Annotated in this window: 12 protein-coding genes; all 12 read left to right on the top strand. The window is 60.6% G+C overall.

The genetic code is table 11. The annotated features are described in order from the left end of the window. The first annotated feature begins 64 nt into the window (after nt 1-64). On the top strand, nt 65-1,702 hold the full coding sequence (gene arc / locus ACIQTS_RS09940) for a proteasome ATPase (protein ID WP_402473354.1): 1,638 nt from the start codon (nt 65-67) through the stop codon (nt 1,700-1,702). Next, a complete protein-coding gene (dop, locus tag ACIQTS_RS09945; RefSeq protein WP_400289036.1) occupies nt 1,699-3,315 on the top strand; it encodes a depupylase/deamidase Dop in 1,617 nt (538 codons plus the stop codon). The genes arc and dop overlap by 4 nt, the downstream gene beginning before the upstream one ends. A gap of 66 nt (nt 3,316-3,381) precedes the next feature. Further along, nucleotides 3,382-3,567 (top strand): ubiquitin-like protein Pup, encoded by a 186-nt coding sequence (locus tag ACIQTS_RS09950; RefSeq protein WP_105657838.1) that lies wholly within the window; start codon nt 3,382-3,384, stop codon nt 3,565-3,567. A 78-nt stretch (nt 3,568-3,645) separates the two neighbouring features. After that, nucleotides 3,646-5,019: a Pup--protein ligase gene (gene pafA / locus ACIQTS_RS09955; RefSeq protein WP_402473096.1), complete on the top strand. Its 1,374-nt coding sequence runs from the start codon at nt 3,646-3,648 to the stop codon at nt 5,017-5,019. 119 nt (nt 5,020-5,138) lie between these two features. Next, nucleotides 5,139-6,074 carry an FKBP-type peptidyl-prolyl cis-trans isomerase gene (locus ACIQTS_RS09960; RefSeq protein ID WP_400289040.1) on the top strand — a complete coding sequence of 312 codons (936 nt, stop codon included), beginning with the start codon at nt 5,139-5,141 and terminating at the stop codon, nt 6,072-6,074. Between the two features lie 16 nt (nt 6,075-6,090). Next, a complete protein-coding gene (locus tag ACIQTS_RS09965; protein WP_013348985.1) occupies nt 6,091-6,486 on the top strand; it encodes an FKBP-type peptidyl-prolyl cis-trans isomerase in 396 nt (131 codons plus the stop codon). 93 nt (nt 6,487-6,579) lie between these two features. Continuing rightward, nucleotides 6,580-8,583: a helix-turn-helix transcriptional regulator gene (locus ACIQTS_RS09970; RefSeq protein ID WP_402473099.1), complete on the top strand. Its 2,004-nt coding sequence runs from the start codon at nt 6,580-6,582 to the stop codon at nt 8,581-8,583. A 102-nt stretch (nt 8,584-8,685) separates the two neighbouring features. Further along, a complete protein-coding gene (locus ACIQTS_RS09975; protein WP_133833372.1) occupies nt 8,686-8,946 on the top strand; it encodes a hypothetical protein in 261 nt (86 codons plus the stop codon). 32 nt (nt 8,947-8,978) lie between these two features. Then, nucleotides 8,979-9,194, top strand: coding sequence for a Sec-independent protein translocase subunit TatA (gene tatA / locus ACIQTS_RS09980; protein ID WP_105657843.1), 216 nt, complete (start codon nt 8,979-8,981; stop codon nt 9,192-9,194). A gap of 9 nt (nt 9,195-9,203) precedes the next feature. Next, nucleotides 9,204-10,070 (top strand): twin-arginine translocase subunit TatC, encoded by an 867-nt coding sequence (gene tatC, locus ACIQTS_RS09985; RefSeq protein WP_105657844.1) that lies wholly within the window; start codon nt 9,204-9,206, stop codon nt 10,068-10,070. 28 nt (nt 10,071-10,098) lie between these two features. Then, nucleotides 10,099-12,882: a DEAD/DEAH box helicase gene (locus ACIQTS_RS09990; RefSeq protein ID WP_402473103.1), complete on the top strand. Its 2,784-nt coding sequence runs from the start codon at nt 10,099-10,101 to the stop codon at nt 12,880-12,882. Nucleotides 12,883-12,938: 56 nt separating this feature from the next. Continuing rightward, complete coding sequence (locus ACIQTS_RS09995; RefSeq protein WP_402473106.1) at nt 12,939-14,543, top strand: amidohydrolase; 1,605 nt, start codon at nt 12,939-12,941, stop codon at nt 14,541-14,543. Nucleotides 14,544-14,621: the final 78 nt, after the last annotated feature.

The raw sequence follows: 14,621 nt of genomic DNA on the forward strand, positions 1-14,621 counted from the left end.
GGATGTTGGAGGTTGGAACGTGAACGATAATCGCGAGGCAGAACAATTGGCCGAGCGGCTGCAGATGACCGAACGCCAGGTCAACGTGCTGCGCGACAAGAATCGCAACCTCGACAAGCAACTCGCCGGGATTAGCGGCAATAACAAGCGCCTGGTGGCCCTGCTGGAAACCACCCGCGAGCAGATCATCAACCTGAAGTCGGCGCTGGAAAAGGACGGGGACACTCCCTTCAGCCACGGCACCATCGTGGCCAAGCACCCGCGCAAGCACCCCGATCCCGGGCTCGGCATCGAATCCACCGGCGCCCAGTCCGCAGATGTCATCTACTCCGGGCGCAAGATGCGCGTGGCCGTCAGCCCGCTGATGGATTTCGACAAGCTGGTCATCGGCCAGCAGGTGCTGCTCAATGAAGCTCTGGTGATCGTCGCGGCCCTGGGATTCGAAGAGACCGGTGAACTGGTCACGGTCAAGGAACTGCTGGAAAATCACCACGCCGTAGTCATGGCCCGTGCCGATGACCAGCGCGTCGTTGAACTCGCTGGCCCGCTGCGCGAGATGCACCTGCGCGTGGGCGACCAGCTGGCCATCGATTCGCGTTCGGGCATGGCGGTATCCCGCGTCCAGCTCACCGACATGCAGTCCCTGGTGCTCGAGGAAGTCCCGGACATTGCCTACTCGGACATTGGCGGGCTGAACTCGCAGATCGAAGCCATCAAGGACTCGGTGGAGCTGCCCTTCACCCACCCTGAGCTGTACCGCGAACACGGGTTGAGCGCGCCAAAGGGGATCCTGCTCTACGGCCCTCCGGGCTGCGGCAAGACCCTGATCGCCAAGGCGGTGGCGCACTCCCTGGCCCAGCGCGTCGTCGAGCGCAAGGAAGGGGCCAGCAACCGCAGCTACTTCCTGAACATCAAGGGTCCGGAGCTGCTGGACAAGTACGTGGGCGAAACCGAGCGGCACATCCGCCTGATCTTCGCCCGCGCCCGGGAGAAGGCGCTGCATGGAGATCCGGTGGTGGTGTTCTTCGACGAGATGGAAGCGCTGTTCCGTACCCGCGGCACCGGTGTCTCCTCGGATGTGGAAACCACCATCGTGCCGCAGCTGCTGGCCGAAATTGACGGCGTAGAGCGCCTGGATAACGTGATTGTCATCGGCGCGTCCAACCGCGAGGACATGATCGACCCGGCGATCCTGCGTCCGGGACGCCTGGACGTCAAGATCAAGATCCGCCGTCCCGATGCCGAGGGCGCCACAGAAATCTTCAGCAAGTACCTGACGACCGAACTGCCGCTGCACGCCGATGAGCTCGATGCCGATGCCGGGGATGCCGGCGCCACCATAGCGCGCATGATCCGCGGAGCCGTCCAGGCAATGTACTCCACCGAGCGGATCAACGAATTCCTCGAAGTCACCTATGTTACCGGTGCCACCGAAGTGCTCTACTTCAAGGACTTCGCCTCGGGCGCGGTCATCCACAACATCGTGGACCGCGCCAAGAAGCATGCCATCAAGGCGCTGATTACGCAGAACGAACGCGGACTGAAAATGGAGTACCTGCTGCGTGCGGTGCGCGAGGAGTTCGCCGAGCACGAAGACATGCCCAACACCACCAACCCCGATGATTGGGCCCGAATTTCCGGCCGCAAGGGCGAGCGGATCAGCAACATCCGTTCCCTGGTCCAGCAGCAGGCCGGCAAATGAGCGCACGTCGGCTGGTCGGCCTGGAAACCGAATACGGAATTATCCGCCCGAACATGCCCAAGGCCAACGCCACGGTGCTTTCGGCGCAGATCGTTGACGCCTACGCGCAATTGGTCGCCGAGCAGGATTCGGCGGCCAAGGCAGCACGCTGGGACTACAGCGACGAATCCCCGCTGCAAGATGCGCGCGGATTCGCCATGGACCGGGCCCAAGCGCATCCGAGCCAGCTGACCGACCTGGAGCCGGGGCTGGACGACGAGGGCATCTGGACCGCCGAATCCATTGCGCTGGATGGCAACGACGCGCATCTGGGTTCAACGCTCTACCAGGAGAAGGAATCCACGGATGTCGTGATGAACATGGTCCTGGGCAACGGCGCACGCCTGTACGTCGACCACGCCCACCCGGAATACTCCAGCCCCGAATCGATGACCCCGCGTGATGCGGTGCTCTGGGACCAAGCCGGCGATGAAGTGATGCGCCGCGCCGCGGCCGCCGCCCAGCGCCTGGGCAGCGGGGAACTGCTGCTGTACAAGAACAACACCGATAACAAGTCGGTCTCCTACGGCTCGCATGAGAACTACCTGATGCCGCGCGGCATCGAGTTCTCTTCGATTGTCCGCGGGCTCACCCCGTTCTTTGCCAGCAGGCAGATCTTCTGCGGTGCCGGCCGGGTGGGCCAGGGCATGCTCAACGAGCGCGCCGCCTTCCAGGTCTCCCAGCGTGCCGACTTCTTCGAGGCGGAAGTGGGCCTGGAAACCACGATCAACCGCCCGATCATCAACACCCGCGATGAACCGCACGCGAACTGGGACAAGTACCGCCGCCTGCACGTGATCATCGGGGATGCGAACCTCGGGCAGATCTCCACCCTGCTGCGCGTGGGCACCACCAACTTGGTACTCTCTCTGATCGAAGCGGGGATGGCCCCGCAGCTGGAACTGGTCGAGCCGGTCCTGGCCTTGCAGCAAATCAGCCACGACCCCACCCTGAAGGCCAAGGTGCGGTTGCGCGGCGGGGTCCAGCTCACCGCCATTGAAATCCAGCGCCATTACCTGCATGCGGCAGAAAACTACTGTGCGGCACGCGGCATTGATGATCCGGACACCACCGAGATCCTCAGCCGTTGGGCGCAGATCCTGGAGTTGCTCGAGTGCGACCCGATGGACGCGGCAGACCAGATTGACTGGATCGCCAAATACCAGCTGGTCAACGGCTTCGCCCAGCGCCACCAGCTTGAGCTGTCCGATCCACGCGTGGCGATGCTGGACCTGCAATGGGCTGATTTGCGGACCGATAAGGGCTTGTACTACCGCATGGCCGAACGCGGGGCCATCCAGAGGATCTTCAGCCAGCAGGAGATCAACCAAGCCGTGGCCAGCCCGCCGGAAGATACCCGGGCCTACCTGCGCGGCATGACCCTGCAGCGCTATGCGCCCTACGTGGTCGCAGCGAACTGGGATGCGTTGTCCTTCGCCGTCCCCGGGGCGCGCAAGATCAGCCGCTTCCACATGCCCGAACCGCTGGGCGGAACCCGTGCGCAGGTTGGCGAGCTGTTCGACACGCAGCTGGAGATTGCGGAATTTATCGACGAATTGGCCAGGCGTCGCTAATCGGCGCAGAATAGGTATGAGTCTCGGCGCGTAATTCCGGGATTCACGACGACTTAGGAGAAAACGATGACTCAGGAAAGCTTCTCGGCCCGCCGCAGCACCCAGAACCAGCAGGCCGAAACGGAACAGGTCCAGGTGAACACCACCGGCCAGTCCGCCGGCGTGGATGACCTGCTGGACGAGATCGACTCGGTGCTGGAATCCAACGCTGAAGAGTTCGTCCGCGGATTCGTGCAAAAGGGCGGCCAGTAAGCCCCAACGGGCACACAGCTTTGGAAGTCGTGTTCTGACCAATGTGGCGGAACCGCAGTTGAGGGGAAGTAGCTTCGCGTGGATCGCAGAATCTTTGGTCTGGAAACCGAATTCGGGCTGAATTATGTCCCGTCGGATGGGCGCCGGCTCACCCCGGAGGATGCCGCACGGCACCTGTTCAAGCCGGTAGTCAGCTGGGGGCGCAGTTCGAATGTGTTCCTGGAGAACGGCTCGCGCCTCTACCTGGATGTGGGCTCGCACCCGGAGTACGCCACCGCGGAATGCGACCAGCTCAAGCAGCTGATCGCCCACGACCGCGCAGGGGAGGCGTTCATGCTGGACCTCGTTGACCAGGCAGAGGACCAGCTGGCCGAGGAAGGCCACGAAGGCCGGATCTACATGTTCAAGAACAATGTGGACTCCGCCGGGAACTCCTATGGCTGCCACGAGAACTACCTGATTCCACGCAAAATCGAGTTCAAGCGCCTCGCTGACATGCTCATCCCTTTCCTCGTCACCCGCCAGCTATTGTGCGGTGCCGGGCATCTGATCACCGATGAAGAGCAGACCAAGTACGTCTTCTCCCAGCGCGCCGATCACATGTGGGAGGGGGTCTCCTCGGCCACAACGCGCTCGCGTCCGATCATCAATACCCGCGATGAGCCGCACGCCGATGCCGAGTACCACCGCCGGCTGCATGTCATAGTGGGCGACTCGTCGATGAGCGAAACCACCCAGCTGCTGAAGATCGGCGCCACCGACCTGGTGCTGCGCCTGATCGAATCCGGCGAAATCTACCACGATCTGCGACTGGAAAACCCGATTCGCTCCATCCGCCAGATCTCCCACGATTTCACTGGCCAGACCGTGGTGCGGCTCATGGGCGGCGACGAACCGACCGCACTGCAGATCCAGTGGATCCTCTTCGAATCCGTCAAGGAATTCATCGCCCGCCACGGCGCGCACCACGACCAGGTGGATACCGTCCTGGAATTGTGGGAACGCACGCTGAACGCAGTGGAAAGCCAGGACTTCTCGCTGATCGACCGGGACATCGACTGGGCGATCAAGCACAAGCTGCTCACGGGCTATGCCCAGAAGAACTCCCTGGAGCTCTCGGCGCCACGGATCGCGCAGCTGAACCTGACTTACCATGACATCGACCCGCAGCGCGGCCTGTTCCACCTGCTCAAGCGCCGCGGCCTGGCCAGCGCAGTCGTCTCCGACGCTGAAATCAATCAGGCTGTGAACAACCCGCCAGCCACGACACGCGCGGCACTGCGAAGCAAATTCATTCGCGCCGCCCGCGCCAATGGGCGACGCTATAGCGCCGATTGGGCCCACATGAAGTATGAGGATGGCCCGGGCGGAATTGTGCTGTGCAAGGACCCGTTCGCAACCACCAATTCACAGATTGACGAGCTCATTGAGCTGATGGGCCAGCAGCTTTAGCTAGCTGGAAACAAGTATTTACACAGCAAAAACCTCTAAGCTGGACGCAGATCATTACGGGCCTTGCCCTGTGCAAGCCCGCAATGCATGACCAGCTAGTCCAACCGGAAAGAAGATTCGTGCGAAAAGTTTTGGCAGTATGCGCCACCGCGTCCATCCTTGCCCTGGCGTCCTGCGGTTCGGGTTCGTCATCCCTGAGCGGCATCGACGTCAAGCCAGCAGAAGATAGCAAAACCGCACCTGAGGTCAAATTCGATGCGCCGCTCCTGACCGAAAAGTCAGAAGCAGTCACCGTGGTGGAGGGCGAGGGTTCCGACATCAAGGAAGGCGACACCATCCAGATCCAGTCGGGCCTGTACAAGACCATCGACGGCCTGCTGACCAATGAGAACTTCACTGCTGATCCGGCTCCCATGAAGGTTGACGAGACGCTCAAGGAGCAGATGCCCGAGCTCTACGAAACCCTGCTGAAGTCCCAGATTGGCGACTGGATCGCCTACGCAGCCATCGAAGGCGTTCAGCAGCCGGACGGGTCCATCGCCGAACCGGCCGAAGGCTCGCGTGCCGAACGGCTGATCGTGATCAAGATTGCGGATTCCAAGAGCCCTAGCCAGACGATGGGCAAGGAAGAAGTCCAGCAGCTCAAGGACGACGGCAAGCTCCCCACCGTGAAGACCGGCAAGGGCGATCCGCAGATCACCATCCCCAAGGACACCGAAGCCCCGGCAGGCCTGGCAGTGGACGTCCTTGAAGAAGGCGACGGCCCAGCCGTTGGCCAAACGTCCAAGGTCACTGCCCACTACCACGGCGTGCGCTGGGAAGATGGCAAGAAATTCGACGGCAACTTCGGCAACGAAGAAGGCTTCGAAGCCGATATGGCCGGTGGAGTCATCCAGGGCTGGCTGCAGGGCTTCCAGGGCCTGAAGGAAGGCAGCAAGGTCTTGCTGACTGTCCCAACGGACTTGGCCTACGGCGACACCGCTGAAGCCCAGGGGCGTCCTGCAGGACCACTGGTCTTCTACGTAGAATTAGACAAGGTAAGCGAAAGCAAGTAACAGAAAGGCCGTGACTATGTCGTTCGGAGAACGCAACTACGACCGCACCAAGCCTGAGATCGATTTCCCGGGCACCGACGCTCCTGAAGAACTGGTCATCACCGACCTGGTCGAGGGAACCGGCGCCGAGGTCACCCCAGGCACCACCGTTGAAGCGCACTATGTAGGCGTTGCCTGGTCCACCGGCGAAGAGTTCGACTCTTCCTGGGGCCGCGGGCAGACCCTCGACTTCCCAGTGGGTGTCGGAATGGTTATCCAGGGCTGGGACCAGGGCCTGCTGGGCATGAAGGTCGGCGGCCGTCGCCGACTGGATATCCCATCGCACCTGGCCTACGGCGAGCGTGGCGCCCCAGGCGCCATTGCGCCTAACGAAGCACTGATTTTCGTTGTGGATCTGATGGGCACCAAGTAATTCCAAGTGCTGGCAATGGCCTCGATTAAATAATCGGGGCCATTGCTGTCCCAGAAGTCATCCTTATCGGCGAAAGTTGGTTAGTCTAGGCACGTGAGCACAAAGCAATCCCCGGGACCCAGCAAGGCAGAACGCCTGACCAGCCTCATCTATGCGCTGGCAACTAAATCACGGAAGTTCAACGCCGACCGCATTGGATCCTATTTGGTGCCAGGCGGTACCAAGGAGACCCGAGAGAAGGCGCTGGATCGCCTCAAGGACGATATCCGCAATGACTTCGGGTTGCAGCTGGACAAAGAAGTAATCGACGATGTTACGTACTACAGCATCGACACGACCGAGTGGTTCTTGCCGCCGGTGGAATTCAGCCCCGCAGAAGCCGGCCTGGTCGCATTGGCCGCGAGCCTTTGGAAAGACACCAAGCTCCAGTCATTGGGGCTCAATGCCGCGGCCCGAGTCACCGGCCATGATGGCGTGGCCTCGCCGGTCGCTCGGTTGGCCGGCTCATTGGTCCCACGCCTTTCCATGGATGAACCGAACTTCCGCGAATGCGCCCTGGCGGTCTTCAACCGCAACACGCTCAAGTTCGCCTATACGTCCTCTGGCGGCGCACAGAGCGAACGAATTGTTGATGTGTGGGGGATCGGGCAGCGCTACGGCAACTGGTACTTCACCGGCTATGACCACACGCGGAAAGATACCCGTGTCTTCCGCCTCTCGCGGGTTCAGGGCAAGTTCACGAATTACCGGCATGGCGGCGCTAACGCCGACGGGCAGTACCACGCCCGCCCCCAGGATTTCGACATGACCCAGGTCTTGCAGGATTTCGACCTGCAGAATCCGGGACTGGTGGCAACGGTGCGGCTCTTGGGCGATGAAGCAATCCCGCTGCGCGCCCAGGCAGTAAATGGCCGCAGCGATCAGGATGAGCTGCAGATCGGCTATGCGGATCCGCATTCATTTGCCCAGCAGCTGGCAGCTTATGGTCCGGCCGTGAAAGTCCTGGGACCCTCCGAACTGGTGGCCCAGGTGCGCCGGATTCTGCGCGACGCGCGCAGCTCCCAGACCAGCCAGGGCAACCAGGATGCCTACGCAGAGGTGAAGTTCCGTCCGCATCGCGCCACCGGCCGTGGCACCACCACAACTCAGGTTATGCGAAATATCGACACGATCCAGTATGTGCACGCCCATGGTGCCGTAGAAATCGAAGCGCTGGCAGAACGCTACTCCATGAGCGTTGCCAAGGTTCGTGAAGAGCTGGCCATGATCATGATGTGCGGTGTCCCGTACGGCCAGCATGACGAACTGATCAACGTCAATGACGGCGACGTTGAATCCGATACCGTTACGATCTCCAATGCAGCCCTGCTGGCCGAGCCGCAGAAGCTGGCGCCGCTGGAAGCAGTAGCCGTGCTCGGCGGGCTCAACGCCCTGGCAAGCATTCCCGAGTTCGAGCACCAGCAGGTGCTCGACGCGGCACTGGCCAAGGTGAATTCCGCGGTGGCCCGTTTTGACGGCTGGAGCGGGGCGCTGGGCTTCGCACTGTCCAAGGCGCGCGAGAACGATATTCCGCAGCAGCTGATTCAGGCGATTCGTTCCCAAGACGTCGTGCGCATCGATTACTACTCGGCCCGTTCGCGAACTCACCAGGTTCGCGATGTGGAACCGATCCGGCTCATTGAAGACGGAGCGGTGCAGTACCTGCGGGCTTGGTGCCGAAAGCGCCAGAGCCTATTAACTTTCCGGGTGGACCGGATGTTAAGTGTGGAAACTGCCGGTGAACAATTCGAGCTGGCGGCTCGGCATGAAGACCAGCAAGATGTCCAGATCCGGTATGCCTCCAACGACGATGACTTAGAGGTCATGGTCTATGTAGACGCCGAGATCTTACCGGTTATCGAAGCTTTCCATCCTCTTTCCTGGTCCACGGGAAAGGTCGGTACGGGGTATCTGGCCAACGTCCGGTTCTCGGATCACCAGGTAGCTGCGCCGCTCGTGGCTCGCCATAGCGGTAAACTGACTGTGGTCTCTCCTGACGCTACGCGCGAACAGGTAGTGAACTGGTTGGACGAGGCTATCGCAATGTATGAGGATTAATAGATGCTTCCTTGGTGGTTTTGGGTACTTTTGTGGACTGTGCTCGTTTTGGCGACAATACTTGTTGCGGCACTTGCCGGCTTCCGTTTGTTCAAACGGGGAATGGCGGTCGTCGAGGGCCTGGGCGACGCTGCGGATCACATCAGCGCCGGTTTAAGCCAGGAGGGCACCGTGGTCGAGTACGCTGCGAACCCTCGTCGCTACCCGCACGGAACCGATGCAACGCACGCGGATCCGGAGAAGATCAAAAAGCTTCGCGATAAGGGCAAAGCTGAAAGAATCGAGGCGCGTCGAGTTCGCCGCGTTGCACGTCGCGCACAGCGCGGCCAAGCTCAGAACATGCGCGATCTTGGCTTGTTCTGACGTAGACTTTAGATAGAGAGAAGGGAATCCACATGGGTGGCTTACAGGGATGGCATTTGGTCATCATTATCGTGCTTGCACTGCTGCTTTTCGGCGCTCCAAAGCTTCCAGGCTTGGCTCGCTCGATGGGCCAGTCGCTGCGCATTTTCAAGTCCGAGGTTCGCCAGATGAAGGATGATGATCCTAAATCTGAAACCGTTGATGGCACCATCAATGATCCGAACCCCAACGAAAAGAACAACTCGTAGACCTCTTCAGTGGCAACAAATAAAGACAAGAACCCGCGCAGCAAGAAGAAGCGGGCCAAGGACGCAGAAGGTCGGATGGCTCTCAAAGAGCATCTGATTGAAGCACGGAACCGGTTATTCAAGTCGCTCATCGCGCTGACCTTGGGCACGGTAGCCGGTTTCTTCGTATACGACTGGCTGCTTGCCTTGCTGATCGCGCCTGTGAAAGCTGCCGGCGGCTCGGTAGTGTTCACTGCGGTGATGTCACCCTTCGACATCATGATCAAGGTGGCGCTGTTCGTCGGCCTGATCGTTTCCTCGCCGGTGTGGCTCTACCAGCTGTGGGCATTCATCGTGCCGGGACTGAAAAAGAACGAGCGCCGTTTGAGCTACAGCTTCGTAGCAGCCGCGGTTCCGCTGTTCCTTGGCGGCGTGGCGATGGCCTACTTCGTTCTTCCGTTTGCGCTGGAATTCTTCATTAGCCTGTCGCCGGAGAACTCGGATAACCTGCTGAACATTTCCGAGTACCTGCCGTTTATCTTCCGCCTGCTCCTGGCATTCGGCTTGGCCATGCTGGTACCGGTACTGATGGTTGGCCTGAACATGGTTGGCGTCCTGCCAGCCAAGCTCATCTTGAAGAACTGGCGTATCACCGTCTTCCTCATCGCCCTGGTTGCCGCTATGGCAGCACCAGGCGGCGATGCAATCACCATGTTCGCGTTGGCTGGACCGTTGTTCCTCACCTTCGCCGTTGCCACCTTGATCTGCCACTTCAACGACAAGAAGCGCGCAAAGAAGCTGGCGGCACGGGAAGCCGAGAATGAACGCCTAGCAGCTGGTGAAACTTCTGGCATTGAAACCCCTAGCTCGATTGACGAACCTAAATCCCAGCTCTGAACCAGGGCAAGAAAGTGAACGACCACAAGTGACTTCACCCGCGGAACGCTACGCGAATTCCAAGGCACGGCAGGTCGAAAACGGCACTGCACTTCCTGGATTCCGGTCAAGCATCTCCTTCGACCTGGATCCATTCCAGGCCGAAGCTTGCCAGAAGGTCGCAGAAGGGCACAGCGTACTGGTCGCTGCGCCCACCGGCGCCGGAAAAACTGTTGTTGGCGAATACGCCATCTACCAGGCTCTAGGCGAGAACCGCAAGGCTTTTTACACCACGCCCATCAAGGCGCTGAGCAACCAGAAGTATTCGGAACTGGTGAATCGCTATGGAGCGCAGAAGGTCGGGTTGCTGACCGGCGACACCTCCATCAACTCCGAAGCGCAGATCGTCGTCATGACCACCGAAGTGCTGCGCAATATGCTGTACGCGGATTCCCAAACCCTCGACGGCTTGGGCTACGTGATCATGGATGAGGTCCACTACCTCGCCGATAAATTCCGTGGTGCCGTATGGGAAGAAGTCATCATCCATCTGCCGTCCAACGTGCAGATCATTTCACTCTCGGCAACCGTGTCCAACGCCGAGGAATTCGGTGGCTGGCTGGATACCGTCCGGGGCCAGACCGATGTCATCGTCTCCGAGCATCGCCCGGTGCCGCTCTTCCAGCACGTCATGGTCGGCCCTAACGTGGTGGACCTGTTTGCCGAAGACGTAGCCTTCGACAAGGTGGCTGAAGAGGATTCAAAGGCCTCGGTCAACCCCGAACTGCGAAAACTCGTACGCTCCCACAGCCCTGGCGGCCGAGTGCAGCGCGGCCGGGGTCGCGGCGGCCGCGGCCCCCAGCGCAGTTCAGGCATGGGGCACCGCATCAACCGTCCAGCGGTTATCGGGAAGCTTGACCGGGCTGCTCTGCTGCCAGCTATCTTCTTCATTTTCTCCCGCAAGGGCTGCGATATGGCCGTGCAGCAGTGCGCCATGGCTGACCTGCGCCTGACGACCAATGAAGAAGCCGCCGAGATCGCGCAAGCGCTGGATGAAGTCGCCTACCGGATCCCCAGCGAAGACCTGGACGTTCTGGAATTCTGGTCCTGGCGCGATGGTCTGGTTCGCGGCTTCGCTTCCCACCACGCCGGCCTGCTCCCGATCTTCAAGGAAATCGTTGAAGACCTCTTTGCACGCAACCTGATCAAGGTGGTGTTCGCAACCGAGACCCTGGCACTGGGCGTGAACATGCCAGCACGCTCGGTCGTGCTGGAAAAACTGGTCAAATTCAACGGCGAATCCCACGTGCAGATCTCTTCGGGGGAGTACACCCAGCTCACCGGCCGTGCCGGGCGCCGCGGCATTGACGTCGAAGGCCATTCAATTGTTGTCTGGAACCCCGACCTGGAACCGGAATCCTTGGCAGGACTCGCTTCGAAGCGAACCTATCCGCTGAATTCCTCGTTCCGTCCGACCTACAACATGTCCACCAACTTGCTGGCGCAGTTTGGCCGTGAACAGACTCGTCAAATCCTCGAAACCTCCTTTGCCCAGTACCAGGCGGACCGTTCCGTGGTGGGCATGGCGCGCCAGGTGCGTTCCAAGGAAGAATCCCTGGCCGGCTACGCCAAGTCGATGGAATGCCATCTCGGAGATTTCACCGAGTACCTGAAACTCCAACGAAACCTGGCCCAGGTCGAGAAGAACGCTGCGAAGGACCGCCGCCACGAGCGCCGTTCGGCAGCTGAGCAGTCCCTGCAGGCCGTGATCCGCGGCGACGTGGTGGACCTGCCAGGTGGCCGCCGCTTCGGCCGCGCCGTGGTCGTCGAGCTTGATAAGGCCATGTACAACCCGCGACACACCGTGCTGACCGAAGAAGCGCAGCTTCGCCGGCTCTCGGTGGAAGACCTCAACGGACCAGTGCAGATCATTTCGCGGATCAAGATTCCCAAGGGGTTCAACGGGCGCACACCGAAGGAGCGCCGGGACCTTGCTTCATCCTTGCGCAACGCGATCTACGAGTCGCGTCCTCCACGCCAGGACGCCCAGAGCTTTGATTTCGAAGGCTCGGATTCCTTCGAGCGTGAAATCAACGCACTGCGCCTGGAGCTCAAGGACCATCCTTGCCACGCCTGCTCGGAGAAGGACCAGCACATGCGCTGGGCCGACAGGTACTGGAAGCTGAAGAAGGACACGGACAAGGCCCGTCGCGCCATCCGCGGGCGAACCAATACCATTGCCACGCAGTTCGACAAGGTCTGCAAAGTGCTCGAGCAGTTCGAATACCTCGTGCCTTCCGAGGGCGGCGAAGATTTCGCGCTGACCGACTCGGGCCGCCGCCTGCGCCGCATCTATGGCGACCGAGATCTGCTCACCAGCCAAATCCTGGAGACCGGCAAGCTCACGCAGCTCAATGCGGAAGAACTCTGCGCGGTTGTCGCCAGCCTGGTCTACCAGGCACGCCGCGACGGGGACCGTGCCGATCCGAAAATGCCAACGGGCAAGATCGATGACATCTGGAATAGCACCATCAAGATTTGGGGCGAGCTATCGGACGCTGAAGAGGCCTTGGGCCTTGACCCGACCGCTCCACCGGAATCCGGTTTGATCTGGCCAATGTACAAGTGGGCCCGCGGTTCGAGCCTGAACAGCGCGCTGCGCGGTACCGATCTGGCACCGGGTGACTTTGTGCGCTGGGCCAAGCAGGTCATCGACACATTGGACCAGTTCGCAAAGAATAGCGACCTTCCGCCATTGCTGGTTCGCAATGCCTACAAGGCAGTAGACCAGATCAAGCGCGGTGTAGTGGCCTACTCGAACGTGCTGGACTAGCCAGCAGGTCCAGCCGAAAAACTTATTAGCCAGTGCACGAGAAAAGGGAGACGCTGATGGCAAAAACACTCTACCGAAACGGGTCCATCTACTCAGCGGCCGATCCATTTGCTACCGCAATGGTGGTGGATGGCGACACCATTTCATGGTTGGGCGGCGAAGACGCAGCCGAGCGCCACGCGTCTGCCGTCGACGAAGTGGTCGACCTCAATGGTGGTTTGATTACCCCGGCGTTCGTCGAATCCCACACGCACCTTGCCGCCTTGGGCCGCACCCTTTCGGGAGCCGATTTGGGTGCAGCAACCTCGGCTTCTTCGCTGCTTTCCCTCGTCGCCGAGCAGGCGCAGAAGTCGACCAAGCTGGTCCTGGCTCAGGGGTGGGACAACTCGAACTGGGCTGACCAGCAGCTGCCCGCGGAAACCGACCTGACCAGTGCCGCGGAAGGCCGCGGCTATTACCTGGCGCGTCGCGATGTGCACAGTGCCCTGGTCAATCGGGAACTGCTGGATCTGCTGGACCTGGGCCACCTCGCCGCTGGCATCATTTCTGGTGCGGATCACGACGCCGTGCGTGAAGCACTCACCAATACGCAGAAGGCCGAACAGGAATACCAGCGCCTGGCACTGGAGCACTACGCCTCGCGTGGTTTCGCCAGCGTTGTGGAGATGGCGGCCCCGCATATTGAGGGCCGAGAGGCGCTGGAGCAGTTGCTGGCCATCGACAACCCTGAACTGCCGCAAGTCCATGCCTACTGGGGCGAACTGGTTAGCGATGCAGACATCGCCCAGGAGCTGGTCGCATCCTTCCCAACGGGAAAGGTGCTGGGCTTGGGTGGCGATCTTCGCGTGGATGGTTCGCTAGGCAGCCACACGGCGTACCTGCGCGAAGACTACAGCGATCAGCCGGGCGAAAGCGGCACCCTGTATCTGACGCGTGACGAAATTGCGGCCCACCTGGTCGCTTGCAGTTCCCGGGGGATCCAGGCCTCGTTCCATGTGATCGGAGACGGCGCCCTGGACGAGGTGTTGGCAGGTTTTGACCTGGCTGCTGAGCAGATTGGGGCAGCTAAGCTGCAGATGTGCCGGCACCGTCTGGAGCATGTCGAGATGGTTGATGAAGACTCGCGGGCCCGTTTGCTGCAGTACGCCATCATGGTTTCGATGCAGCCGGTCTTCGACCAGGCGTGGGGCGGCTCGAACGGCATGTACGCGCAGCGCCTGGGGGAGCGCGCAGCATCGATGAACAACCTCTCCGCTATGCTTTCGGCTGGTGTGCCAATGGTGCTTGGCTCTGATGCTCCGGTAACGGAGGTTGATGGCTGGCAGGTTGTTCGCGCCGGCATGAACATGACGAATGCTGAGGCTCGCATTTCGGCTCGTGCGGCCTTCTTGGCTCAAACCCGATCCACCTACCGCGCCATGGGCGAGATGAACCCGTTCGCCGGGCAGCTCGTGATCGGCGCGCCGGCGACTTTTGCAGTGTGGACTGCCTCTGAACTTGCTGTGCAAACTCCGGACGTCCGAATCAGTTCTTGGAGTACCGATGCACGAGCTGGAACTCCGATGCTTCCGGTCGTTGATGAGGAAATTCCGCAGTGCCTGCGTACAGTACGCGCTGGAATCACGCTTTTCAATACCCTTGAGCCAAGCGAATCGGCTTAAAGCGAAACAGATGCTCAATAAGCAGAATGAATTCGCAAAATTGGCCCTGACTAGTGGTGTCTAGGTAAAGAGTGAAGT

Origin of the sequence: Glutamicibacter sp. NPDC090743, assembly GCF_044769125.1 — a bacterium.
GTDB lineage: Bacteria > Actinomycetota > Actinomycetes > Actinomycetales > Micrococcaceae > Glutamicibacter.